Origin of the sequence: Sphingobium sp. SA2, from assembly GCF_032227065.1 — a bacterium.
Classification (GTDB): Bacteria; Pseudomonadota; Alphaproteobacteria; order Sphingomonadales; family Sphingomonadaceae; genus Sphingobium.
The window spans coordinates 525,674-550,235 of the sequence record NZ_JAPMXX010000006.1 but is presented as its reverse complement, the minus strand read 5'-3'; the positions used below and the strand labels follow the sequence as shown (position 1 = coordinate 550,235).

Sequence of the window (24,562 nt, the reverse complement as noted above, 5' to 3'; positions counted from 1 at the left end):
TCCCGCCCCCCATAGCGGTGCGGCATAAGCCTGTCTGCCCCGGCAATCGTTTCGTCTGGGAACTGAAACCCCTGGTCGCTGGTTTGGCGATCGGGAGAAATATCATGAAATCATTTATCGCTGCTGCCACCCTGTCCCTGCTGTTGTCGGGGGCCGCGCTGGCGCAGGACAAGGACAAGCCAAGGGACGATACGCTGGACCGGGCGGGCGAGATCGCCAGCCAGCCGGTGCGCGACATTGGCCTGGAAAAGGACGAAATTCCGCCGGTGCTGCTCAAGGCGGTCGAGAATCCCTATGCGAGGCCGTCGTCGCGCACCTGTACCGGGTTGAACCGGGGGCTGGGCGAGTTGAACGCGGTGCTGGGCGATGATTTCGTCGCGGGCAAGGAAGCGAACGAGAATCGCACCGGCAAGATCGCAGCGGCGGTCGGCAAGACGGTGGTCAATTCGCTGATCCCGTTTCGCGGGCTGGTGCGTGAGATCAGCGGCGCGGCCCCGGCCGAGCGGCGCTTGCAGGCGGCGGTGACGGCGGGAATCGCGCGGCGCGGCTATCTGCGCGGAATGGCGGCGGCCAAGGGCTGCAAGATCGCCCCGATCGCGCCGCCGGTGGTGGCGAAGCCCAAGAAGGACGACGATAAGAGCCTGATTCATAATTATCCGATGAAATTTCATAGCCTTGCGATGCGGCGCGCGAATAGCTGTATGGAGGCTATGAACAGCCACGCATTTGCCGATGCGATGGTCCGTTCAAAGTCCTTTGCGAGCCGACGGTTGCGGTTCAGCCAAGCCAGTGTTCGCTCGACGACCCAGCGGCGCGGAAGAACCACAAAGCCTTTTGCACCATCGGATCGCTTGACGATCTCGACAGTCCATTTGCCGATACGCCGGAGCGCTTGCCTGAGCTTGTCGCCAGCGTAGCCGCCATCGGCAAAGACATGGCGCAGCCATGGAAAGCGGTGGATGATTTCACGCAGGACCAGCGGCGCGCCGTCGCGGTCCTGAATGTCGGCGGTATGGATCACCGCATGAACCAAATGACCCTCGGTGTCGGTGAGGATGTGGCGCTTGCGCCCCTTGATTTTCTTGCCTGCGTCAAAGCCGCGCGGGCCGCCACTTTCCGTTGTTTTCACGCTCTGACTATCGATCACGCCAGCACTGGGCGAAGCCTCTCGGCCCGTCGCTTCACGCGCCATCAATAGCAGGGTATGATTGAGCGAGAGCCACAGTTTGTTATCGCGCCACAGGTAAAACCAGCGCCGAACCGTCGAGACCGGCGGAAAGCAGGGTGGCAGCATTCGCCACGGCAGCCCCCCACGCAGCAGATATAGGATCGCCTCAACGATCCGTCGCAGCGGCCATTTGCGCGGACGGCCTACGTGGGAGGGTGGCGGCAAGAAAGGTTCGAGCACCGACCATTCGGCATCGGTCAAATCGCTTGGCAAAGTCAGTCCCGCGCGGGCATATTGCGCCCGAGTGGTATCGGTCCACATCGTTGATCTCCGGAAGTTTGTTGCAAAACCCCTGAATCAACGACTGCCGCAAGCGTCAAGCTAACCCGCTGATACCACTCAACTTAGTTTCGGATCGGGCTCTAAGAAATAAGCCGTTTCGAGTCTGTTCCCCGACGAAGGTCGGGGTCCAGTTCAGAGCGTGGAACTGGACCCCGGCCTCCGCCGGGGAACAGGCTGGCTATTTACCTCCGCAGGATGCCGCCCAGCTTCTGGGCGGCTTTCACGATAGCGGCGCTGATCGCGTCGAGATCGTCCTGGGTGAAGCTTTTGTCGCCGGGTTGGAGCGTGACTTCGATGGCGAGGCTCTTATGGCCGTCCTCGACGCCCGGTCCGGTGAAGACATCGAACAGGCGGGCGTCGACGATCGCCTTCTTGTCCGCGCCTTTTACCGCGCGGACCAGCGCGTCGGCTTCCTGTTGCTCCGGCACGACGAAGGCGAAGTCGCGCTTCACTGCCTGGAGCGCAGGCGGCGCGTAGGGCGCGCGCATGAAGCCCGATTTGCGCTTGCCCGGAATGGCATCCAGGAAGATTTCGCCCGCAACCACTATGCCGGTCAGGCCGAACTGCTTGGCGAGGGCTGGGTGCAGCACGCCATATTCGGCGAGAACCACCTTGGGGCCAAGGCGCAGCGTGCCTGACTGGCCGGGATGATAAGCGCCAGACGCATCGCCGAAATTCTGCAGATTGGCGACCGGTGCGCCCGCCGCCGCGAGCAGGGCGACGACTTCGCCCTTGGCATCGAAGGCGGTGAAGGACTGCGCCTTGCCGGTCTGCCAGCCGCGCGGGGATTGATCGCCCGCCAGCACGAAGCCGACCGTCGCGCGTTCGCCCTGCTTGAAATAGCGGCGGCCAAGCTCGAACAGGCGCACCGAAGAGGCACCACGATCCATGTTGCGGCGGGTCGCGGACAGCAGGCCCGGCAGCAGCGAGGGGCGCATGACCTTGAGGTCTTCGGAGATCGGGTTGGCCAGCACCCAGTCGCCGCCGCCGACCGATGCGGCTTCCTTTTCGGAGAGGAAGGACCAGTTGATCGCTTCGGACAGGCCGCGCGCAGCCGCCGTGCGGCGCACGCGCCGTTCGACCAGTTGTTCGGGCGTGGCGGTGGGGCGGGCGACGCCCGGCACACGGGGCAGCGGGGTGGAGGGCACATGGTCCAGCCCGACGATCCGCACCACTTCCTCGACCAGATCGGGCCAGCCATCGACGTCGCGCCGCCAGCTGGGCACGGTGACCGCCCAATAGCCGGGCAGGCTGACGGGCATGCCGTCCTGATAGTCGAAGCTCGCGGCCTCGCCGGTGACGGTGAAGCCCAGATTGGTCAGGATGCGCTTCTGTTCGTCGGCGGGGACATCGACACCGGCCAGCGCCAGGCACTGGTCGGGATCATAATCGATGACCTTGGGGGTGAGTGGCGGGCTGCCCGCGCGGGTCGGTTCGCTGGCGGTGCCGCCGCACAGATGGATGACCAGGCTGGTGGCGATCGACAGGCCATCGTCGAGGAAGGCGGGATCGACCCCGCGTTCGAAGCGCCCGCGCGCGTCGGAGGTGAGGGTCAGCTTCTGCCCCGTCATCGCGATCCGTTCGGGCGTGAAATAGGCGCATTCGATCAGCACGTCGGTCGTGCTGTCCTGTGCGCCCGAATGCTCGCCGCCCATGATGCCGCCAATATCGTGGACCGCTTCCTCGTCGGCGATGACGGTCATCGTCTCATCGACGGTATAGGTCTTGCCGTTGAGCGCCAGCACCTGTTCGCCGGGCTTGCCCTTGCGCGCGACCAGGCCGCCCTTGAGGCTCGCCATGTCATAGACGTGGAGCGGGCGGCCAAGGTCAATCATGATATAGTTGGTAATGTCGACAAGGGTGCTGATCGGCTTCTGGCCGATAGCCTTCAACCGCCGCGCCATCCATTCGGGCGATGCGCCATTGGTGACGCCGCGCACGGTGCGGGCGTAGAAAGCGGGGCAGCCTTCGGCATCGTCGGTGCGCACGTCCGGGCCGGGACCGACGCCGGCGATCGGCGGCACGATCAGCGCGTTGAGCGTGCCGAGACCCGCAGCGGCAAGATCGCGCGCGATGCCGCGCACGCCCATGCAATCCTGGCGATTGGGGGTGATCGACACGTCGATGACCGGATCATTGAGGCCCGCCCAGTCGGCATAGACCTGCCCCACCGGTGCGTCGCCGGGCAGTTCGATGATGCCGTCATGATCGTCGCCCAGTTCCAGCTCGCGCGAGGAACACATCATGCCGTTGGAATCGACGCCGCGAATCGCGGTCTTTTTCAGCACCATGCCATTGGACGGCACGACCGCGCCCTCCGTCCCGAACACGCCGACCAGGCCCGCGCGCGCATTGGGCGCGCCGCACACGACCTGCAGCGGGGTGCCGTCGCCCTTATCGACGGTCAGCACTTGCAGCTTGTCGGCCTGCGGATGGGGGTCGGCGGTCAGCACGCGCGCGATTCTGAACGCGGCGAGCTTTTCGGCGGGGTTGTCGACGCCGTCCACCTCCAGGCCGATGGCGTTGAGCTTCTTGAGGATCGTCGCCAGGTCGGCATCGGTGGCGAGATGCGTCTTGAGCCAGCTGAGCGTGAACTTCATGCGCCTACTCCTCCGCTGAGAGTCGGCACGTCGAGCGCGGAGAAGCCATAATGTTTGAGCCAGCGCAGGTCGCCGTCGAAGAAGGCACGCAAGTCGTTCATCCCATATTTGAGCATGGCGAGCCGGTCGACCCCGGTGCCGAAGGCAAAGCCCTGCCATTCGTCGGGGTCAAGGCCACAGCTTTCGATCACGCGGCGATTGACCATGCCGCTGCCCAGCACTTCGAGCCAGCCGCCATCGGGCGCATCGCCGTCGCCGCCGATGACGCGCTGGCCGTTGGTGAGCGTATAGCCGACATCGACCTCGACCGAGGGTTCGGTGAAGGGGAAGTAGCTGGGGCGCAGGCGCAGGACGATATCCTCGCGTTCGAAAAAGGCCTTGAGGAAGGTTTCCAGCGTCCATTTCAGGTGACCGAGCGTGATGCCTTTGTCGATCACCAGCCCCTCGATCTGGTGGAACATCGGCGTGTGGGTCGCGTCGCTATCGCTGCGATAGACGCGGCCGGGCGCGATGATGCGGATCGGCGGGGGCGTCGTCATCATCGTGCGGATCTGCACCGGGGAGGTATGGGTGCGCAGCAGCATCCGCTTCTGCCCCTCCGCGTCGGGGAAGTAGAAGGTGTCGTGCATCGCGCGCGCAGGGTGGGTTTCGGGGATGTTGAGCGCGGTGAAATTATGCCAGTCGTCCTCGATCTCCGGCCCGGTGGCGACGGAGAATCCCAGATCGGCGAAGATTTCGGCCAGTTCGTCCATCACTTGGCTGACCGGATGGATGCTGCCTTGCGGCCCCAAATCGGCGGGCAGGGTCATGTCGATCTTTTCCGACGCCAGGCGCGCATCGAGCGCCGCGCTTTCCAGCGCAGCCTTGCGCGACGCGATGGCGGCGGTGACGGATTCGCGCAGATCCTGGATCGGCGGGCCTTGCTCCAGCCGCTCTTGCGGCGACATCGGGCCGAGCGTCTTGAGCAGGCCGGTAATGACCCCATTCTTGCCCAACGCCCCAACCCGCAACGCCTCCACCGCGTCCGGCGTGTCGGCGGCGTCGATGTCGGCGATCAGCCCGGCTTTCAATGCGCTAATGTCTGTCATCATTATCTTGTTACCACCATCTCGTCATTCCCGCGAAGGCGGGAACCCATCTCCCGACCTGTCGGTCAGTCGCAGCGCAGAGTAGGCAAAGGCTCATAGCCAAAGCCCAGCGCCAGATCGTCCCAGTCGGGATTACCGGCTTCGATAAGCGCGATCTTCCACGGCCTGTTCCATTTCTTGATCCGCTTCTCCCGCAGGATGGCGCTGTCCATACTGTCATGCGGTTCGAACCAGACCAGGCGCTTGACGCCGTAGTCTTTGGTGAAGCCTTCGATCAAGCCGTTTCGGTGTTCATAGAGTCGCTTTACGAGGTCGGATGTGACCCCGATGTAGAGCGTCCCGTTCCTGCGACTGGCCAGAAGATAGACGGTTGGGCTGATCTCGCGCTTCATACAGGCCCCCGGAGATGGGTCCCCGCCTTCGCGGGGATGACGGACTGAGAGGTTTAACCTACGCCCGTGCCCCCAGCAACGCGCCGCCGAAGCCGATGAACATGACGCCGGTCGCGCGGTTGAACAGGCGTTGACGGTTGGCGGGGGCGAGCCAGCGGGCGAGGCGAAGGCCGCCGAGTGCATAGACGCTGTACCAGAAACTCTCGATCACCACGAAGGTCAGCACCAGGATGGCGAGCTGGACGCCGAAGGGGCGGTCGGTGTCGATGAACTGGGGGAAGAGCGCGGCGGCGAAGATGATGAGCTTGGGGTTGGAGAGGCCCGTGAGCAGGCCCGTGGCGAAGAGGGCGTGGTGCGAACGGGCGGGTGCGGCGACGGCGGCTGCGCCGACCGGGGCGCGCCAGGCCTTGATCCCCAGCCAGACGAGATAGGCGACCCCGGCATAGCGCAGCACATCGAACAGCCGCGGCGAGGTTTTGAGCAGCGCGCCAAGGCCCAGCGCCGAGGCGGCGAGGCACAGCAGCACCGCGCTCATCAGCCCCGCCATCGTCGCCATCGCCTTGCGCGGGCCGTGCTGGATGCTCTGCGTCATCACATGCAGCATGTTCGGCCCCGGCGTGGCGGAGATGAGGAAGACGGCGGTGACATAGAGCCACCAGAGATGCAGCGACATGGGGTGGTCCTCAGAGCGACCCCTCTTCCGTTCGCTTCGAGCGAAGTCGAGAAGCCGATAGCATAGGGCAGGTATGGCTTTGCCGAGGTCGGTTCTGTCTCGTTTCTCGACTTCGCTCGAAACGAACGGATGTTCTACAGTCCGCTAGACAAACAAAAAGGGCGCCGGAAGCATCTGCCCCGGCGCCCTTTTGACGATCTTGCGATCGATCGGCCTTAGGCTGCGGGCAGGGCAGCCTTGGCCTGGGCGATGATGGCGCTGAACGCCTCGCCTTCGTGCATCGCGATGTCGGCCAGAACCTTGCGGTCCAGCTGCACACCGGCGAGCTTCAAGCCATGCATGAACTGCGAATAGGTCAGGCCTTCAGCGCGGACACCCGCGTTGATGCGCTGAATCCACAGGCCACGGAAGCTGCGCTTCTTGACCTTGCGATCGCGGTAAGCGTACTGGCCGGCCTTTTCGACGGCCTGACGGGCGATACGGATGGTATTTTTGCGACGGCCATAATAGCCCTTCGCCTGTACCAGAAGCCGCTTATGCTTGGCGCGGGTGGTTACACCCCGTTTTACGCGTGCCATTGTCCCTTACTCCTTACTTGAGGCCGTAGGGCGCCCAGAGGCGGACGTGAGCCACGTCGGCATCGGACAGCACGGAAGTACCACGGTTCTGGCGAATATATTTGGCGTTATGGCTGATCAGACGGTGACGCTTGCCAGCGACGCCGTGCTTGACCTTGCCGGAAGCGGTGAACTTGAAGCGCTTCTTCACACCGCTCTTGGTCTTGAGCTTGGGCATTTTCGTCTCCTTTGCTTAGCGCGACGATTACAGACAGCCCCGGCAGCCCTAGTTAGCCGGGCGGTCCCACTGAATATCGCGAAGGGCGCGCCATAAGGGGCGGCCGGGGAAAAGGCAAGCGATTCGCGTTTTGGGGGTCGCGGGAGCCATTTGACGCGCTGGCGCGTTGAGCGCGCGATGGTCGATGGTGAGTCCGAAATGACAGAGCGGCCGACGGCCGGACGTGGCGCGGCCGTGCGTCATCATGCGACGCGCGCGCGCGAACGGTGGCGCAAATTGCCGCTGCCGGTGAAGATCCTGCTTGGTATCCTTGGCTTCCTCTTTGCGATATGGCTGATCCTGTTCATCACCAAGGGGCGCTTCCTTAAACGGCCGTTCGAGCAGATCGTCGGCAGCCAGTTGGAGCGCGACGTGCGCGTGGGCGGCGATTTCCAGCTCTATTTCGCGCCCTTCTCCATCAAGCTGCTGGCGGAAAAGGCGCGCATCGCCAACCTGCCCTGGGCGAGCCAGCCCGACCTGTTCCGCGCTGACCTGATCGACGCGCGGATCGCGCCGTTCAGCCTGCTCTTCGGCGACCGGGCGCGCCTGTCGTGGCTGGAACTGCGCAATGGCGCGGTGGACCTGGAATGGTCGCGCGACCACAAGCAGAATACATGGACGCTTGGCGACCCGAACTCGGATGGCGAGCCGATGACATGGCCGCTGATCCGGCAGGCGCGGCTGGCGGGGACGACGCTGCGCTATCGCGATCCGCAGATGCAGTTGAACGCCGATATCGGGTTCGAGACGGTGCAGGCGAAGGACACCCGCTTTGCGAGCGACGTGCGGCTGTCGGGCACGGGCAGCATGCGGGGCAAGCCGTTCGACCTCAAGGGCAGCCTCTTGTCCCCCAACGCCACGGTGTCGGGCGGCAAGAACAGCCTGGTGCTGCGAGCGGAGGCAGGCGCGACGGTGGTGGATGTCACCGGCACGCTGCGCGGCGCGACCGAATTGGAGGGCAGCGACCTGCAACTGGTGACGCGCGGGCCGAACCTCAGCTTGCTTTTTGATTTTCTGGGCGCGGCGATCCCCGATACGCGCCGCTATCGCTTCACATCGGCCTTGACCAAGGTGGGCGACGAGTGGCGTTTCACCCGGTTGAAGGGGCGTTTTGGCGATAGCGACCTGACCGGGCGCTTCACCGCGTCGCTGCCCAATGGGCGCTTGCTGCTGACCGCGGACCTGGCGACCGAGACGCTGGATATCATCGATGTCGCGCCTTTCTTTGGCTATGACCCGGCCAAGATCGAGCAGCAGGGGGCCGCTGGCGCGATCGAGACGGTGCAGGGCACCCCGCGCGTGTTGCCCGACACGCCGTTGCGGGTCGAAGCTATCCGCAATTTCGATGCGAAGGTGCAATATAAGGTCAAGCGCGTGCGGGCGCAGTATGTCCCGATCTCGGATATCGACCTGTCATTGAAGCTCGATCGCAGCGTTCTGACGCTTTCGCCGCTGACATTCGCCGTGTCGGGTGGGCAGGTTGCGTCGGATATAGAGATCAACGCGCGCGGCGCGCCGGTGCGGACGACCTATGATATTCGGCTGGCCCCGACGCCGATGGGCACGCTGCTGGCGCGCTGGGGCGTGGAGCAATCGGGCACCACCGGCACGATCAAGGGCCGGATACAGATGACGGGCCTTGGCGATACGCTGCATGATTCGCTGGCGACATCGAACGGGCGGATCGCGGTGATATTGCCAGCCGGAACGATGTGGGCGCGCAATGTGCAATTGTCGGAACTCGACATCGGCACCTTTGCGACCAAGATGTTCGCGGGCAAGCTCAAGGAGCCGGTGCAGATTAATTGCGGGCTGATCGCCTTTACGGTGCGCAATGGCGTGGCGGCGGCGGACCCGATCCTCATCGATACGAAGAAGAATGTCATGATCGGGCGCGGCGGCTTTTCGTTCCGCAACGAGCGGCTCGACATCGCCTTCCGTGCCGACAGCAAGAAGATCAGCCTGTTTTCCGGCCAGTCGCCGATCGGCATCAACGGCTATTTCGCTCGGCCCGGCATGGCGGTCGTCAGCCCCGAACTGATGGCGCGGGGCGGGGCGGCTTTGGGACTGGCCGTGGTGGGCACGCCGCTGGCGGCGGTGCTGGCCTTTGCCGATGTGGGCGATGCCAAGGGCGCGGCTTGTGGCCCGATCCTGTCCGGCGCCAATGCGGTGGCGCAGCGCACCAAGCGCGGCAATGCGCGCGACGATGTGGGCCAGGGCACGACCGCGAAGGACGAAAAGGGCAAGGGCAGCAAGAGCGAGCAGCAGAGCCAGAAGAAGAAGTTTCTGGGGATTTTCTAAGCGGGCTGGGAGGGACGTTGTGCCCAATCCCTCTCACTCCGTTCGTGCTGAGTAGGGGCTGAGCGAAGTCGAAGACCCGTATCGAAGCATCATGCGCTGCGTCTATCCTTCGATACGCTATTTGCCCTTCGGTCGTCTGCGACTCCGACTTCGCTCAATGACTACTGAGGACGAAAGGAGATGGTTTAAGCTCAATGATCGTGACCATGATCATGCGGGGCGCTGGCGAGCGCTTCCAGCACATCTTCCAGCCGGGCGGGGTCGCCGAGCGCCAGGACATGGCCGTCGCTGTCCGCCGTCAAGGGTTCGCCATTCCAGTCGCACATCAGGCCGCCTGCGCCCTCGACCACCGGCACCAAAGCGGCGAAGTCGTAGCTTTGCAGGCCCGATTCGATGACGATGTCGAGGAAGCCCGACGCGAGCAGGCCGTAATTATAGCAATCGCCGCCATAGACCGGCCCCTGACGCGGGGCACCGCCGGAGACGGCCGCGACCAGCGCCATATAATGGGGCACGTCACCCTCGGCGAAGAGATGCGGGCTGGTGGTGGCGATGCCTGCGCCCTCCAGCGCGCGGCAGGCGCGGGTGCGGATCGGCTGGCCGTTGAAGGTCGTGGGCTGGCCCGACATGCCGGCCCAGCGTTCGCGCGCGATCGGCTGGTCGATGAGGCCGACGGTCGGCCAGCCCCCTTGCGTCAGCGCGATCAGCGTGCCGAAGATCGGCCGCCCGGCGATGAAGCTGCGGGTGCCGTCGATCGGGTCGAGAATCCAGACCCGCTCGGCATCCTCGCGCACGGATCCATATTCCTCGCCGATGATGCCGTCGCCGGGTCGCTCCTTTTCCAAAATCGCGCGGATCGCGGCTTCGGCGGCGCGGTCGGCTTCGGTCACGGGCGACTTGTCGGCCTTCAACTCCATGTCGTAGCGGGCGCGGAAGAAGGGGCGGATGGCTTCGCCCGCCGCATCGGCAAGGCGGTTGGCCAGGGTCAGGTCGTCGCGGGTTGTCATGGCATGATCGCCTAGCCGGTTGCGCCCGGTTGCGCCAGAGGGGCAGCCCCCTTGAGCGCCAGCGGCAGGCCTGCGGCGAGGAACTGGACTTCGCGCACGGTGGCGGCGACCCGCTGGTTGAGCAGCCCTGCGGCATCGCGGAAGCGGCGGGCGAGCGCATTATCGGGCACGATGCCGAGGCCCACTTCATTGGCGACGAGGATGATGGGGCCGGGCGCGGCGGCGATGGCGGCGACCAGATTGTCGGTCGCGGCGTCGATGTCTTGGTCGGCGAGCAGCAGGTTGGAGGTCCAGAGCGTGAGGCAATCGACCAGTAGGACGCGGCCCGGCGCGGCGTGTGTGGCGATCGCGTCGGCAAGCGCCATAGGCGCTTCGACCGTATGCCACAGCGCGTCGCGATCCTGCTGGTGGCGGGTGATGCGGTCGTGCATTTCTTCGTCAAAGGCCTGTGCCGTGGCGATGAAGCAGCGGTCGAGGCCGGTCGCTTCGGCGCGCGCCTGCGCATAGCGACTCTTGCCCGATCGCGCGCCGCCCAGCACCAGCAGGCTGTGATTTGCAGTCATGTTCCTCTTCCCTTCATGCCAGCCATGCCCATAGCCCCGCGATCAACCACAGCAGCAGGCAGGCGCGGATAGTGATACGCAGCGCCCGGTCTATGTCCCCCGCATCGGCCTGCGCCCTGCCATCGCCGATCCAGGGCTTCGGGCAGGCGACGCCATCATAAGCGATCGGCCCGGCGAGGCGCAGGCCCAATGCGCCCGCCATCGCCGCTTCAGTCCAGCCCGCATTGGGGGAGGCATGGGCGCGCGCGTCGCGCCGCAGGATGCGCCATCCGCCGCCGCCCGCAATGCAGATCAACGCGCCGCCGATCCGTGCGGCCAGCAGGTTGAACAGATCGTCACTGCGCGCCGCCGCCCAGCCAAAGGCCCGCCAGCGCGGCTCGCGATGGCCGATCAGGCTGTCGGCGGTGTTGATCGCCTTATAGGCCCAGACGCCGGGCAGGCCGAGCAGCAACAGCCAGAAGAGCGGCGCGGCGATGCCGTCGCAGAAGCTTTCGGCCAGGCTTTCGATCGCAGCGCGGGCGACGCCGCTGGCATCGAGCGCGTCGGTATCACGGTCGACGATGCGGGCGACCTGTTGGCGGGCAAGGGGCAGGTCGTTTGCGGCAAGCGCCTGCGCCACGGCGCGGACATGGTCGAACAGGCTGCGCTGGGCGAGCGCGGGGAGGGCGAGCAGCGCAAGGAGCGGCCAGCCATAGGGGCCGCACAGGCGCAGGATGGCGGACTGCACGATCCAGCCGCCGCCCGCCGCGACGATCAGGAGCAGCAGGACTGTGACGATGCCCCATATGCGGCGGGTGGCGTCGTGTCCGTGCGGGCGGTTCCAGCGCGCCTCGCACCCGTCGATGAGGCGCGCGAAAAGCCCGACCGGATGGCCGATCCGGGCATAGAGCCAGACGGGCCAGCCGATCGCGGCGTCGAGCATCAGCGCGACGAGCGCGACCGGCTCAGCCATGGCGCAGCGCCGCTTCGAGCCGGTCGCAGACGGTGGCATCGGCGGGCAGGCCGATGCGCAGCCAGCGGGGTTGCTCGGTGAAGGGGCGGGTCAGGATGGCGCGGCGGGCGAGACGGTCGAACAAGGCAGGGGCGTCGTCGGCTTCGATCAGGCGGAAGAGGGGGCAGGTGCCGATCGGGTGGTAGCCGCAGCGGATCAGCAGCGCGTCGAGGGCGGACGCCTGTTGCCCAAGCCGCTGGCGGGTGGCGGCGATCCAGGGCTGGTCGCGATAAGCGGCCGTGCCGATGGCGATGGCCGGGGCGGAAATGGGCCAGGCTCCCAGCTTGCGGCGGACGGCGGCGAGGATGGCGGGCGGGCCGATCAAAAAGCCGAGCCGCACGCCTGCAAGCCCGAAAAATTTGCCGAAGGAGCGGAAAACCAGCAGGTGGTGGTCTTCGCCGACCTGATCGGCAAAGCTGATCGCCGGGTCGGCATCGGCAAAGGCTTCGTCGAGGATCAGCCAGCAGTCGTCGCCGCGCCGGGCGAGCAGATCGTGGAGGGCGGGGCGGTCGAAGCGATAGCCGTCAGGGTTGTTGGGGTTGGCGAGGATCAGCGTTTGGCCATCGGCCTCGACCAGATCGGCGCGGCCAAGCGGGATGCTGCCGTCGATCATCTCGCCATGGGTGCGATAGGCGGGGATGATATGGCAGGCGGGGCCGGGCAGCAGGTCGCCGATCAGGCGCAGGCCGATCTCGGTGCCGGGCAGGGCGCATACCATCGCGGGATCGACGCCAAAATGCGCGGCGGCGGCGGCTTCGAGCGCGCGCAGGGCCGCGTCATCGGGCAGGCGCGCCCAGTCGATCGCCAGCGGCGGGATGGGCCAGGGCTGCGGGTTGATGCCGGTCGACAGATCGATCCAGGGCGCATCGCCCTCGCCGAAATAGGCGCGCGCCGCACCAAGCCCGCCGCCATGCCAGTGCCAGCGGTCGATCATAACAGTACCGCCAGCAGCAGGCCGCTTTCGACAAGTTCGATGCCCGCGCCATGGCCATCGCCTGAAATACCGCCGATCCGGTGCCGCAGCCACAGGCCCCAGCCGAGCATCAGCATGGGCGCGGCGAGCAGGCCGGGCACCCACCAGCAGGCGAGCAGCCAGGCGGCGGCCCAGAGCGCCAGATCGACCGGGCGGATGGTGCCGCGAAAGGCGGTGCCGAGACCTTCGTGCAGCGGCGGGAGCAGGCGCGTCCACCATAGCGGGGCGATCCGCGCGGCGAAGGGTATGAGGATCAGCGCGGCGAGAGGCGCGCGATCGATGAGGGCATGGAGCAGGACCAGCTTGGCGATGAGTTGCAGCGCGATCGCGACGACGCCGAAGCTGCCGACATGCGGGTCGGAGAGGACCGCGCGCAGGCGATCCTTGTCCTTATGCGCAGCACCAGCCGCATCGGCCATGTCGCCCAGCCCGTCGAGATGCAGCGCGCCGGTCAGCCCGACCCAGGCGATGAGGCCGAGCAATGCGCCAACCCAGGGGTCGATCCGCGCCCCCGCCCCGCAAGCGACGGCGATCAGCGCGCCGAGGATCAGGCCGACGACGGGAAACCAGCGCATCGACCGGGCGAAATCTTGCGCCGAGGCAGCGACGCGCGGCATCGGCAGGCGAGTGAGGAACTGGAGCGCGATGACCAGCCCCTTCATGGCTGCAGGCCGATGATCTGCGCGGCGGGCTGCGGGCCGGGCCACAGGCGCAGCGAGAGCAAAGACGCATAGGGCAAGTCGAACGCCCAGCTTTGCGCGGGCGTCAGGCCGCAATGATAGGCGATGGCCGCGCGCATCGCCCCGCCATGGGTGAGGATAAGGGTGGAGTCGGCGGTCAGTGCAGCGGTGGCGGCGGCGACGCGATCGACCAGCATCGACCAGCGCTCGCCGCCCGGTGGCGGGCTGGCGTCAGGATCGGCATGGAAGCGGGCAAAGGCCTGCGCCGGGACGGCGGATGGGGCGAGGCCATCCCAGGCGCCGAAATCCAGCTCGCGCCAGCGCGGGTCGAGCAAGACGGGCAGGCTTTGGTCCCGACCGATGGCATCAGCGGCGGCGCTGGCGCGGGTGAGGTCGGAACTGATGATGGCGCGCATGCCAAGGTTCGCGGCGCGGGCGCGGCAGGCGTCGATCCCGGCCAACGTCGGCTTGCCATCGGTGCGGCCCATCAGCAGGCCGGGCGTGTCGGGCGCGCCATGGCGCAGCAGATGGAGCAGCCGGGGCGTCATGCCGCGCCCGACACGCCGGCCTGGGCGAAGGTCGCCATCTGCGCATGGGCGGCGAGCGCGGACCGGACGATGTTGGCCGCCACAGCCGCGCCGCTACCTTCGCCGAGCCGCATGCCAAGGCGCAGCAGCGGATCGAGCCCAAGCTGGCGGAGCAGCCGGTCATGGCCGGGTTCGGCCGAACAATGGCCCGCGAGGCAATGGTCGGTGATGGTGGGATGCGCGGCGGCAAGGGGGGCGATGGCGGCACCGCTGATGAACCCATCCAGCATCACCGGGATGCGCCATTGCCGCGCCCGCAGCGCCGCGCCCGCCATCGCCGCAATCTCTCGCCCGCCCACGCGCCGCAGCGTTTCGAACGGGGTTAGCGGCGCGCCGGCGTGGAAGGCCAAGGCCCGGTCGATCACCGCGATCTTGCGGGCGATGCCGTCGGCATCGACGCCGGTGCCCGGCCCGACCCATTCCGCCGCGCTGCCGCCCAGGCTGCGCGCGGCGAGGGCGGCGGCGGCGGTCGAATTGCCGATGCCCATTTCGCCCAGCAGCACCAGGTCGAGGCCGGGCTCCACCGCCGCCGCGCCGATCGCCAGCGCCGCGAGGCAGTCCGCTTCGCTCATGGCCGCGCCTTGCGTGAAATCGTCCGTCGGGCGGTCAAGGTCGATCGGCACGACGCGCAGGTCGAGGCCCGCAGCACCGGCCAGCGCGTTGATCGCAGCACCGCCAGCATTGAAATTGGCGACCATCTGCGCGGTGACGGCGGCGGGAAAGGCGCTGACGCCATGGACGGTGACGCCATGATTGCCCGCGAAGATCAGCACTCGGCCCCGGTCGAGCGCGGGAATCGCCCGCCCCTGCCACCCGGCAAAGAACAGCGCGAGTTGCTCCAGCCGGGCGAGCGACCCGGCGGGCTTGGTCAATTGCGCCTGCCGCGCGGCGGCGGCGGCGATGGCGTCGGTGTCGGGACCGGGCAGCGCGCGCAGGGCGGCGTCGAAGTCGGCGGGGCTGGACCAGAAGGGGGCTTGGGGCATCTTATTCTCCATGGTCAGGCGCAGCGCTCCAGCGGTCGAGCGGGGCGACCAGCGGCGGCGTGGCGGCAAGGTCGATGCGGCTGGTGATGCCATAGACGGCGCGCAGCCGGTCCTGCGTCAGCACCGCGTCCGGCGTGCCATCGGCGACCAGCGTACCGCGATCGAGCAGCAGCAGCCGGTCGCAATAGCGCGCCGCCATGGACAGGTCGTGCAGCACGGCGATGACCAGCCCACCCGCCCGCGCTTCGCGCGCGAGCAATTGCATGACGTCGATCTGATGACCGGGGTCGAGCGCGGCGAGGGGTTCGTCCACGGCTAGGCCGGGCGCGCCGACCGCCAGCGCGCGGGCGAGCATGACGCGGGCGCGCTCGCCGCCCGACAATTCGGTGGCGATCCGGTCGGCGAGATGGGTGACGTCGGTGCGCGCCATGGCCGCCGCTATGGCGTCATGGTCCGCTGCGCCGATGCGCGACATGGGGCCAAGATGGGGCAGGCGGCCAAGCGCGATCAGCCGCTCGACGCTGAGCGGCCAGTGCAGCGTCTGCCCCTGCGGCAGATAGGCGATGGCGCGGGCACGATCGCGCGGCGGCAGGGTGGCGATGGCGCGGCCGTCGATCGTCACGCTGCCGCGCGTCGTATCTATGAGGCCGAGCATCGCCCGCACCAGCGTCGATTTGCCCGCGCCATTGGGGCCGATGATGCCGATCAGCGCGCCGGGCGCGAGCGTCGCGTCGATATCCTGCAGCACGGCGCGGCGGCCAAGCCGGGCGCACAGCCCTTCGACCCGGATCGTCACCATGTCCGCCGCTCCCGCAACAGATGGAGCAGGAAGATGGGGACGCCGAGGAAGGCGGTGACGACGCCGAGCTTCAACTCGCTGGTGGTGGGGATCAGCCGGACGAGGATGTCGGCGGCGACCAGCAGGATCGCGCCGCCCAGCAGCGAAGGGAGCAGAATGGCGGACGGGCTGCGGTCGGTCAGCGGGCGGACGAGATGGGGGACGATGAGGCCGATGAAGCCGATCGAACCGGACACCGACACCGCCCCGCCCACGCCGATCGCAACGCCCAGCAGCAGGCGGGTGCGGGTGCGGCGCAGATCGACGCCGAGCGACCGCGCGCCATCCTCGCCCAGCGTCAGCGCGTCGAGCGCGCGCCGGTCGATCAGCAGCAGCGCGCCGCCGACGATCACGCAGGGCAGGACGATCCAGACATGATCAATCGACCGGTTTTCGATCGACCCCATCAGCCAGGTCATGATCTCCATCGCGGCAAAGGGATTGGGCGAGAGGTTGAGCGCCAGGCTGATACCCGCCCCGGCCAACGTCGACACGGCGATGCCCGCCAGAATGAGCGTCAAGGCGCTTTCCGCGCGCCCGGCCAGGGTGAAGAGCAGCAGCAGCGCAATCAGCCCGGTGGCGATCGAGAGCAGCGGCAGCATCGCCGGGTGCCAGCCCGCCACGCCGAAATAAATGGCGGCGACCGCGCCCAGTGCGGCGGCATTGGACGCGCCCAGCACCGAGGGTTCGGCCAGCGGATTGCGCAAATAGCCCTGCAACACTGCGCCCGCCAGCCCCAGCATCGCCCCGACCAGCAGGCCGATGAGCGTGCGCGGCAGGCGCAGGTCGAGCAATATGGTGGTTGCGACCGGATCGCCATGACCCATGACCACCGCGAACAGCCGGTCGAGCGAAAGCGTGACCGGGCCAAGCCGCAGCGAGGCGACCGCGACGATCACCACCCCGGCGATCAGCAGCGGCATCAGCGCATAATGGCGCGGCGCGGGCGGTTCATGGGTCAGGCGCATGGGGTCCGATCGGGCTTGCTTGTGTCACGGCACCGGGGCGTTATGGAAGCGCGATGATGATCTTGCGCTCGCTTGCCCTCGCCACTGGCCTGTTGTGCCTTGCCTTGCCCGGCGCGGCGGCCGAGCGGGGTGGCGCTGCGCCCCAGCGGCCCCAGCGTATCGTATCGCTGAACCTGTGTTCCGATCAACTGGTGCTGGCGCTGGCCGACCGGGGCCAAATTGCCGGGCTGACCAGCAATGTGCGCGATCCCGACATGTCGGCGGCGGCAGAGGCGGCGCGCGGCCTGCCGATGCTGCGCGGCACGTCGGAGGAAGTGCTGGCGGCGCGGCCCGATCTGGTGATCGGCCTGCCCGCGCGCGGGCATCCGGCGCTCGCCCCTTTCAAGACCCTGCCCTTCCGCACGCTCGACCTGCAATCGGCGGAAAATTACGCCAGCATCTTGGCCTCGATCCGGCAAGTGGCGCAGGCGGTGGGGCATCCCGCGCGCGGCGAGGCGCTGATCGCGCGGATGGAGGCTGATCTGGCGCGGCTGCCCCGTCCCGCGCGTGCGCCGGTCGCGGCTTATTATCAGCGGCGCGGCTATCTGACCGGATCGGGCACGTTGATCGACGATCTGCTGGTGCGCACGGGCGTCACCAATCTCGCGACCCGCTTGGGCAAGCCCGCTCTGTCGCAGATGAGCCTGGAGGAGATGGTGGCGTCGCGGCCCGACTATCTGATCATCGAAAGCGCGACGCAGACGGTGACTGATCAGGGCACCGAAATGCTGCACCATCCCGCGCTGCGCAGCATCCCGCGCATCGCCATTCCGCAGGCGTGGACGGTGTGCGGCGGCCCCGCTTATGTGCAGGCGGCGCAGGCGATCGCCCGCGCGGTCAAGCCGCGCTGACCCCTCCCCGCCAACGACCCGGCGTTGGCAAGGCCTAGCCTGCCTTGCGCGGTCTGATGGCGGGGACGGGATCATATCAGAAGCTCAGGCGCACGCCGCCATAGGCCGACAGGCCGAGCGTCTGGGTGCCGTAGCTGACCTGATACCATTTATCGAACAGGTTGATGACGCGGCCATACAGCTCGACCCGGTCGGTGATGCCGTAGGAGGCGAGCAGGTCGACCACTGTATAGGCCTCAGTCGCGCCGCCAAAGCCCGACGAGTCGCCATCATGATAGCGCACCCGCGCGGTCATCGACGCGCGTTCGGCCGGGGTCAGGATGACCGATGTGGTGCCGGTATAGCGCGGGCGGCCGCTGTTGACATAGACACCGTCCATGTCGCGATCGATTTCATGGTCGGTATAGCCATAGGTCTGGCTGACACCCAGCCAGGGCAGCGGCTGGGCGGTGACGCCGATCTCTATCCCCTCCGCGCGGGTGCGGCCGAACTGGCCATAGCCGCCAAAGGGCGGACGGCTGCCGTCGAAGTTGATCTCGTTGGTCTTGCGGGTGAAGAAATAGCTGACCTGCGCGGTCAGCCCTTCGGTCAGCGCCAGGTCGAAGCCGATGTCGCCGCCCCGGCTGGTTTCGACCTCAAGGTCTGGGTTGCCATAGGTGGGGTCGAACAATTGATAGAGGCCCGGTGCCTTGGCCCCGGTGCCATAACTGGCGCGCAGCTTGAGCGCGCCCAGCGCATAAGCCAGCGTGCCGCGATAGGTGTCGAACGTGCCGAAGCGGCTATTATCGTCGACCCGCGCCGCGCCGGTCAGGGTAAGCCCCGCGAGCGGCCGCAGCGCGATTTCGGCATAGGCCGACCGCGTGTTGACGCGGGCGGGGAAAGCACCGGAAAAGCTGGTGATCTGGGTCGTCTTCTCCCGCTCATAATTGCCCCCTGCGGCCAGGCTGACCGGGCCGGTGCCGCCATAGGCGAGCGCCAGCGTCAGCTCGTCCTTGGTGCCGCGGAACAGGTCGCCCTCGGCCCGGTTCCAGGTGCCGAAATAGCGGCGGCGCGCGGCGTAGCGGCTGGCGGTCAGGTCAGCGGTGAACTGGCCGTCCAGGCTCTTGTAGCTGGCCTGGCCGGCGGCGGCATAGTCGCGCGTTTTGGCGGTATCGTCGCTGTCCGACGTCGTATTGTCGAGATCGCTGAAGGCATCGAACCAATAGCCGATCGCCTGCAGCGACAAGGTGTCGGTCGCCTGATAGCCGACCCGGCCGCTAAAGCCGTAGCGGCGATATTCGTCCTTTTCGGTGGCCGACCCTGCGGGGCTGGCGGTGCGGGGATCGGCGAGCGAGGGGCCGTCATGGCGATAGCCGGTCGCGCTCAGGCGGAAATCGAGCGCGCCGCTCTTGCCCAGCAGCGATGCGCCGCCGCTGCGCATGCCATAGGAACCGGCCTCGGCCTCTGCATTGACCTGCAAACCCTCTTCGGTCGCGCGTTGGGTGATGATGTTGATGACGCCGCCGACCGCGTCGGAGCCATAGAGCGAGCTTTGGTTGCCGCGCAGGATTTCGACCCGGTCGATGTCGCGGCTGGTCAGGTGGTCGGCCTGGAACTGGGTGCTGATCGCACTGGGATCACCCAGCTCGATACCGTCGATCAGCCAGAGAATCTCATTATTGTTCGATCCCCGGATGCGGACGCTGGTCAACTGGCCGGGGCGATCGGCCGTCGTCTGCACGCCGGGCGCGTCCTGCAATATGTCTTTCAGGAAGAGGATCTGGTTGCGTTGGATATCGGCACGGGTGATGATCGACACCGCGCTACCGATCTCGCGCGCTTCGCTGGTGACGCGCGAGGCGGTGACGATGATGGGTGTGCTGTTGCCGCTCAGGTCCGAAATCTGTTCGGGGGCCTGCGCGAAAACGGGGCTGGCAGCGCTGAGCGCCAGCAGGGATATGCCGTATTTAATCATGTATAGTCTCCTCCCGCGCCGAGCGATAGCGGGCGGTGGAGCATGTCGATGATGGGCGTATGGCCCGCCGATCGACGGCCGACGCAGGGCGACGAACCGGCGCATATATAGCCCAGCGTCCCACGACGGTTGCGGCCCCGGCCGCCTTCCTGTCGTCGCTCAGACGGAGAGTTACCGTGCCGCGGCCATCCCCTGGACCAAGGCAAGAGCGACCAGAACGCCGGCAGGTCTCCTGGCTCACGGGTCATGGCGTCATGTACGACCTTCCCAGACGTTTGACGGTCCAGTGGCTGCTTCCTTCGAAGAGGAAGCCGTGTACATCACGCTCACCGCTTACAGTTGCAGGGACAGCTGCGGCTTTGGATGGTGTGAGCCATCCGCACCGCCTTCCCTTTTAAGCCTCGATCAAGAGGCACCGGCGCGATCTTTGCCCGTTGCGCTCAAGCGAGCGCTACGGACGGCAGCCCGATAGCGGGCGGCAAGGCATCACGCAAGGCGGCAATTGCCGCCCCGGCTTCATGCTGTCAGTCGAACAGGCTGGACACCGAACTTTCATCGGCAATGCGCTTGATCGCTTCGCCCAGTAGCGGGGCGATGGGCAGGTGGCGGACCTTCTTGGCGGTATTGACCGCCTCGGTCCCCTGGATCGTGTCGGTGATGACCAGTTCCAGCAGGTCGGAGGCATCCACGCGCGCGACCGCGCCGCCCGACAGCACGCCATGGCTGACATAGGCGACGACATCCTCGGCCCCGGCGGCCTTGAGCGCGGAGGCCGCGTTGCACAGCGTCCCCGCCGAATCGACGATATCGTCGATCAGGACGCAGAAACGCCCGGCCACGTCGCCGATGATGTTCATCACTTCCGATTCGCCCGCGCGCTCACGCCGCTTGTCGACGATGGCGAGCGGGGCGTTGTCGAGCCGCTTGGCCAGCGCCCGCGCGCGCACCACGCCGCCGACGTCGGGCGACACGACCATCAAATTGCGATCGCCAAAGCGCGCCTGAATGTCCGCCGACATGACCGGCGCACCGAACAGATTGTCGGTCGGAATATCGAAGAAGCCCTGGATCTGGCCGGCGTGCAAATCGACCGACAGCACGCGGTCGGCGCCCGCCTTGGTGATCAGGTTCGCGACCAGCTTGGCGCTGATCGGGGTGCGGGGGCCGGGCTTCCGGTCCTGCCGGGCATAGCCGAAATAGGGGACGACGGCAGTGATTCGCTTGGCCGACGCGCGTTTCAGCGCATCGATCATGATCAGCAATTCCATCAGATTGTCGTTGGTCGGATAGCTGGTCGATTGCAGCACGAACACATCTTCGCCCCGGACATTTTCGTGGATTTCCACGAACACTTCCTCATCGGCGAAGCGGCGGACGCTGGCGTCGGTCAGGGGAATTTCGATATAGTCGGCGATGGCGGCCGCGAGCGGCTTGTTCGAATTGCCGGTCATGAGCTTCATGGCCAAAACCCCCTGAAATGAAAAGGCGTGACGAATTGATGACGCTGGGTGAAACGCCGCCCCTGTAGCGGCGCGGGGTCGCGGTGGAAAGGCGCTTTTGCGCCAGCCGGAAAAATGCATTAGGGGCCGCGTCCATGACCGACAAACTCGTGATCGCCCTTGCCCAGATGACCCAGTCGGTAGGCGACCTCGCCGCCAATGCCGACGCGATGCTGGAATGGCGGGCGCGGGCGATGGATGCGGACCTGATCGTCTATCCCGAATTGCAGCTGATCGGCTATCCGCCCGAAGATCTGGTATTGAAGCCCGCTCTGGTCGAACGCGCCAATCAGGAACTGGATCGGCTGGCGCAGGCGACCGGCGATGGCGGCCCGGCGATGCTGGTCGGCACCGTGGTAGCCGCGCAGGGCGTGTTGTTCAACGTCGTCGCGCTGCTGGAAGACGGGGCGGTCACCGCCATCCGCCAGAAGCGCGAGCTGCCCAATTATGGCACGTTCGACGAAAAGCGCCTGTTCGCGCCCGGCCCGCTGCCTGCGCCCATCGACTTCAAGGGCGTCAAGATCGGCGTGCCGATCTGCGAGGACATCTGGTTCCCCTTCGTCACCGCGCACCTGAAGGCGCAGGGCGCGGACATATTGATCAGCCCCAATGGCAGCCCCTATGAGGTCGACAAGGATGATCGCCGCGTCAATGGCGTTGCGGGGACGCGGGTGCGCGAGACGAATCTGCCGCTCGTCTATCTCAACCGCGTCGGCGGGCAGGATGAGCTGGTGTTCGACGGCGCGTCCTTCGTGATGAACGCCGACCTGTCGATCGCGCATCAGCTGCCCGACTGGGACGAAGCGCTGGTGCTGACGACATGGGAGAAGCAGGCGGGGCAGTGGGTCTGCCTGCCCGGCGATCGCCATGTCCTGGATGACCGGCCCGCCGACATTTACAATGCGATGGTCCTGGGCCTGCGCGATTATGTGAACCGCAACCGCTTCCCCGGCGTCGTGCTGGGCCTGTCGGGCGGGATCGACAGCGCGCTATCCGCTGCCGTCGCGGTCGATGCGCTGGGGCCGGACCGGGTATGGTGCGTGATGATGCCCTCGCGCTTCACCAGCCAGGAGAGCCTGGACGATGCCGTCGCCTGCGCGCGGCTGCTGGGCGTGCGTTACGACAGCATCCCCATCGAACCGGCGGTCGGCGCGTTCGACACGATGCTGGGCGATGTATTCGCCGAGCGGCAACGCGACCTGACCGAAGAGAATATCCAGTCGCGCATTCGCGGGCTGACGCTGATGGCGCTGTCCAACAAATTCGGCCACATGCTGCTGACCACCGGCAACAAGAGCGAGATGTCGGTCGGCTATGCCACCATCTATGGCGACATGGCGGGCGGCTATTCGGTGTTGAAGGACGCCTATAAGACGACCGTGTTCGACCTGTGCCGTTGGCGCAACGAGAATGTCCCGACGCTCGGCGAAGGCTTTGGCCCCACCGGCCCGGTGATGCCCGAACGGGTGATCAGCAAGCCGCCCAGCGCCGAACTGCGCGCCGACCAGCGCGACGATGACAGCCTGCCGCCCTATGAAGTGCTCGACCCGATCCTCTATGGCCTGGTCGAGGAGGAATTGTCGGTCGAGCAACTGGTCGCGCGCGGGTTCGAGCGCGAGACCGTCGCGCGGATCGAGCGGCTGCTTTATGTCGCCGAATATAAGCGTCGCCAATCGCCCCCCGGCGTGAAGCTCGGCACCCGCAATTTCGGCCGCGACCGGCGTTATCCCATCACCAACGCGTTTCGCACGCTCTAGCCAATGCAAAAGTCCGTTCGTCCTGAGTAGCCATTGAGCTTGTCGAAATGGCGTATCGAAGGATGCTTCGATACGGGGCTTCGACTTCGCTCAGCCCCTACTCAGCACGAACGGGTTAGGACCAGACCAATGACCGTCATCACCCGTTTCGCGCCGTCCCCCACCGGCCATCTCCATGTCGGCAATATCCGCGCCGCGCTGCATAACTGGCTGTTCGCGCAAAAGTCCGGCGGGCAATTCCTGCTGCGGCTGGACGATACCGACCTCGAACGCTCGCGCCCCGAATATGCCGATGCGATCCGCGCCGACCTGCAATGGCTCGGCCTGAGCTGGGACGCGGAGGCCAAACAGTCCGAACGCTTCGCGCTGTATGAAAGCCGGTTCGAAGCGCTGCGCGCGGCGGGCCAGGTCTATCCTGCCTATGAGACGCAGCAGGAACTGGAATTGCGGCGCAAGGTGCTGTTGGGCCGGGGTTTGCCGCCGGTCTATGATCGCGGCGCGCTGAGCCTGACGCCGGACCAGATCGCGGCCTATGAAGCCGAAGGCCGCCGCCCGCATTGGCGCTTCAAGCTGGACCATGACCAGCCGATCGTCTGGACCGACCTCATTCGCGGCGAACAGCGCTTCGACCCCAAATTGCTGTCCGATCCGGTGATCCGCCGCGCCGATGGCAGTTGGCTCTACATGCTCCCGTCGGTGATCGATGACATCGACATGGGCATCACCCACGTCCTGCGCGGCGAGGATCATGTGTCCAACACCGCGACCCAGATCCAGATGTTCGCGGCAATGGGCGCGCCGCTGCCCGCCTTCGCGCATGAAGCGCTGCTGACCGGGGCGGAGGGCAAGTTGTCGAAGCGGTTGGGGTCGCTCGGCGTCGCCCATTTCCGCGAACTGGGGCTGGAACCCATGGCGATCGCGTCGCTGCTCGCGCGGCTCGGCAGCAGCCAGTCGGTCGAGCCGTTCGCGGACATGGAGCCGCTGATCGACAGTTTCGATTTCGCCCATTTCGGCCGCGCCCCCGCGCGCTTCGATGAGGCGGAACTGGCGGGGCTGAACCAGAAGATCGTCCATCTCCTGCCCTATGACGCAGTCGCCGCGCGGCTGCCGGGCGGCATGGACGCCCCGGCCTGGGACGCGATCCGCCCCAATCTGGAGACGGTGGCGGGTGCAGCCGACTGGTGGCGAATCGTCACTGGCCCCGTCGACGCCCCCGCGCGGGACGCCGAAGACCAGGACTTCCTCATCGCCGCGCACCGCCTGCTAACCCACCTGCCCTTCGACGCGGCCATCTGGCGCACGCTGACAGAGGCGCTCAAGGGCGAAACCGGCCGCAAGGGCAAAACCCTCTTCCTCCCCCTACGCCGCGCCCTGACAGGCCTCGATCACGGCCCGGACATGAGCCTTCTGCTGCCGCTGATCGGCCAGGACGAAGCGCTGCGCCGCCTCCAGCCCTGAGGGGCATTGGGGTGCG

The 24,562-nt window shown here is 66.6% G+C and carries 22 protein-coding genes, 1 pseudogene and 1 riboswitch; of the genes and pseudogenes, 5 read left to right on the top strand and 18 right to left on the bottom strand.

Going from position 1 to position 24,562, the window contains the following annotated elements; genetic code table 11:
• Positions 1-104 precede the first annotated feature (104 nt).
• Positions 105-587: pseudogene (locus OVY48_RS10235) on the top strand (hypothetical protein); the annotation flags it as partial.
• 80 nt (positions 588-667) lie between these two features.
• Here OVY48_RS10235 and OVY48_RS10230 read toward each other — a convergent pair.
• The 7 genes from OVY48_RS10230 to rpmI all read right to left on the bottom strand — a co-directional run bounded on the left by OVY48_RS10230 (position 668) and on the right by rpmI (position 7,058).
• Positions 668-1,489: an IS5 family transposase gene (locus tag OVY48_RS10230; RefSeq protein ID WP_043155528.1), complete on the bottom strand. Its 822-nt coding sequence runs from the start codon at positions 1,487-1,489 to the stop codon at positions 668-670.
• A gap of 203 nt (positions 1,490-1,692) precedes the next feature.
• Entirely contained in the window at positions 1,693-4,110 is a 2,418-nt protein-coding gene (gene pheT / locus OVY48_RS10225) for a phenylalanine--tRNA ligase subunit beta (protein ID WP_313922792.1), read from the bottom strand.
• The gene (gene pheS, locus OVY48_RS10220) at positions 4,107-5,198 is read right to left on the bottom strand and encodes a phenylalanine--tRNA ligase subunit alpha (RefSeq protein WP_313924740.1); all 1,092 of its coding nucleotides are present in this window, start codon (positions 5,196-5,198) and stop codon (positions 4,107-4,109) included. Before pheS ends, pheT begins: the two co-directional genes overlap by 4 nt.
• 65 nt (positions 5,199-5,263) lie before the next feature.
• A complete protein-coding gene (locus tag OVY48_RS10215) occupies positions 5,264-5,590 on the bottom strand; it encodes a GIY-YIG nuclease family protein (protein WP_313922791.1) in 327 nt (108 codons plus the stop codon).
• 58 nt (positions 5,591-5,648) lie between these two features.
• Positions 5,649-6,263 (bottom strand): LysE family translocator, encoded by a 615-nt coding sequence (locus OVY48_RS10210; RefSeq protein WP_313922790.1) that lies wholly within the window; start codon positions 6,261-6,263, stop codon positions 5,649-5,651.
• 215 nt (positions 6,264-6,478) lie between these two features.
• The gene (rplT, locus tag OVY48_RS10205) at positions 6,479-6,841 is read right to left on the bottom strand and encodes a 50S ribosomal protein L20 (protein WP_037474806.1); all 363 of its coding nucleotides are present in this window, start codon (positions 6,839-6,841) and stop codon (positions 6,479-6,481) included.
• Positions 6,842-6,854: 13 nt separating this feature from the next.
• A complete protein-coding gene (rpmI, locus tag OVY48_RS10200) occupies positions 6,855-7,058 on the bottom strand; it encodes a 50S ribosomal protein L35 (protein ID WP_004208916.1) in 204 nt (67 codons plus the stop codon).
• Positions 7,059-7,256: 198 nt separating this feature from the next.
• On the opposite strand from rpmI, the gene OVY48_RS10195 reads away from it, so the two are divergent.
• The gene (locus tag OVY48_RS10195) at positions 7,257-9,398 is read left to right on the top strand and encodes an AsmA family protein (protein WP_313924739.1); all 2,142 of its coding nucleotides are present in this window, start codon (positions 7,257-7,259) and stop codon (positions 9,396-9,398) included.
• A 191-nt stretch (positions 9,399-9,589) separates the two neighbouring features.
• On the opposite strand, the gene hisN is transcribed toward OVY48_RS10195, so the two are convergent.
• From hisN to OVY48_RS10150, 9 genes are read right to left on the bottom strand one after another with little or no spacing between them, the layout of a single operon-like run.
• Positions 9,590-10,405, bottom strand: a complete 816-nt coding sequence (hisN, locus tag OVY48_RS10190) for a histidinol-phosphatase (protein WP_313922789.1) — start codon at positions 10,403-10,405, stop codon at positions 9,590-9,592.
• Positions 10,406-10,416: 11 nt separating this feature from the next.
• Positions 10,417-10,968 (bottom strand): bifunctional adenosylcobinamide kinase/adenosylcobinamide-phosphate guanylyltransferase, encoded by a 552-nt coding sequence (gene cobU, locus OVY48_RS10185; RefSeq protein WP_313922788.1) that lies wholly within the window; start codon positions 10,966-10,968, stop codon positions 10,417-10,419.
• Between the two features lie 13 nt (positions 10,969-10,981).
• Positions 10,982-11,920, bottom strand: a complete 939-nt coding sequence (cbiB, locus tag OVY48_RS10180) for an adenosylcobinamide-phosphate synthase CbiB (protein WP_313922787.1) — start codon at positions 11,918-11,920, stop codon at positions 10,982-10,984.
• Positions 11,913-12,893: a threonine-phosphate decarboxylase gene (locus tag OVY48_RS10175; protein WP_313922786.1), complete on the bottom strand. Its 981-nt coding sequence runs from the start codon at positions 12,891-12,893 to the stop codon at positions 11,913-11,915. The genes cbiB and OVY48_RS10175 overlap by 8 nt, the downstream gene beginning before the upstream one ends.
• Complete coding sequence (gene cobS, locus OVY48_RS10170) at positions 12,890-13,594, bottom strand: adenosylcobinamide-GDP ribazoletransferase (RefSeq protein ID WP_313922785.1); 705 nt, start codon at positions 13,592-13,594, stop codon at positions 12,890-12,892. The genes OVY48_RS10175 and cobS overlap by 4 nt, the downstream gene beginning before the upstream one ends.
• Positions 13,591-14,160 (bottom strand): histidine phosphatase family protein, encoded by a 570-nt coding sequence (locus OVY48_RS10165; RefSeq protein ID WP_313922784.1) that lies wholly within the window; start codon positions 14,158-14,160, stop codon positions 13,591-13,593. The genes cobS and OVY48_RS10165 overlap by 4 nt, the downstream gene beginning before the upstream one ends.
• A complete protein-coding gene (cobT, locus tag OVY48_RS10160; protein ID WP_313922783.1) occupies positions 14,157-15,182 on the bottom strand; it encodes a nicotinate-nucleotide--dimethylbenzimidazole phosphoribosyltransferase in 1,026 nt (341 codons plus the stop codon). The genes OVY48_RS10165 and cobT overlap by 4 nt, the downstream gene beginning before the upstream one ends.
• A 1-nt stretch (position 15,183) precedes the next feature.
• The gene (locus OVY48_RS10155) at positions 15,184-15,981 is read right to left on the bottom strand and encodes an ABC transporter ATP-binding protein (protein ID WP_313922782.1); all 798 of its coding nucleotides are present in this window, start codon (positions 15,979-15,981) and stop codon (positions 15,184-15,186) included.
• Positions 15,975-16,988, bottom strand: coding sequence for a FecCD family ABC transporter permease (locus OVY48_RS10150; protein WP_313922781.1), 1,014 nt, complete (start codon positions 16,986-16,988; stop codon positions 15,975-15,977). Before OVY48_RS10150 ends, OVY48_RS10155 begins: the two co-directional genes overlap by 7 nt.
• A 53-nt stretch (positions 16,989-17,041) precedes the next feature.
• On the opposite strand from OVY48_RS10150, the gene OVY48_RS10145 reads away from it, so the two are divergent.
• Positions 17,042-17,878, top strand: coding sequence for an ABC transporter substrate-binding protein (locus OVY48_RS10145; protein ID WP_313922780.1), 837 nt, complete (start codon positions 17,042-17,044; stop codon positions 17,876-17,878).
• Between the two features lie 76 nt (positions 17,879-17,954).
• Here the strand turns inward: OVY48_RS10145 and OVY48_RS10140 are convergent, their stop codons facing one another.
• Both OVY48_RS10140 and OVY48_RS10135 read right to left on the bottom strand, forming a co-directional pair.
• Positions 17,955-19,832, bottom strand: a complete 1,878-nt coding sequence (locus tag OVY48_RS10140) for a TonB-dependent receptor plug domain-containing protein (RefSeq protein WP_313922779.1) — start codon at positions 19,830-19,832, stop codon at positions 17,955-17,957.
• A 204-nt stretch (positions 19,833-20,036) separates the two neighbouring features.
• Positions 20,037-20,267: riboswitch (cobalamin riboswitch) on the bottom strand.
• 89 nt (positions 20,268-20,356) lie between these two features.
• Positions 20,357-21,292: a ribose-phosphate pyrophosphokinase gene (locus tag OVY48_RS10135; protein ID WP_096061311.1), complete on the bottom strand. Its 936-nt coding sequence runs from the start codon at positions 21,290-21,292 to the stop codon at positions 20,357-20,359.
• Between the two features lie 134 nt (positions 21,293-21,426).
• On the opposite strand from OVY48_RS10135, the gene OVY48_RS10130 reads away from it, so the two are divergent.
• Both OVY48_RS10130 and gltX read left to right on the top strand, forming a co-directional pair.
• Positions 21,427-23,088: an NAD+ synthase gene (locus tag OVY48_RS10130; RefSeq protein WP_313922778.1), complete on the top strand. Its 1,662-nt coding sequence runs from the start codon at positions 21,427-21,429 to the stop codon at positions 23,086-23,088.
• 129 nt (positions 23,089-23,217) lie between these two features.
• On the top strand, positions 23,218-24,546 hold the full coding sequence (gene gltX, locus OVY48_RS10125) for a glutamate--tRNA ligase (RefSeq protein WP_313922777.1): 1,329 nt from the start codon (positions 23,218-23,220) through the stop codon (positions 24,544-24,546).
• Positions 24,547-24,562: the final 16 nt, after the last annotated feature.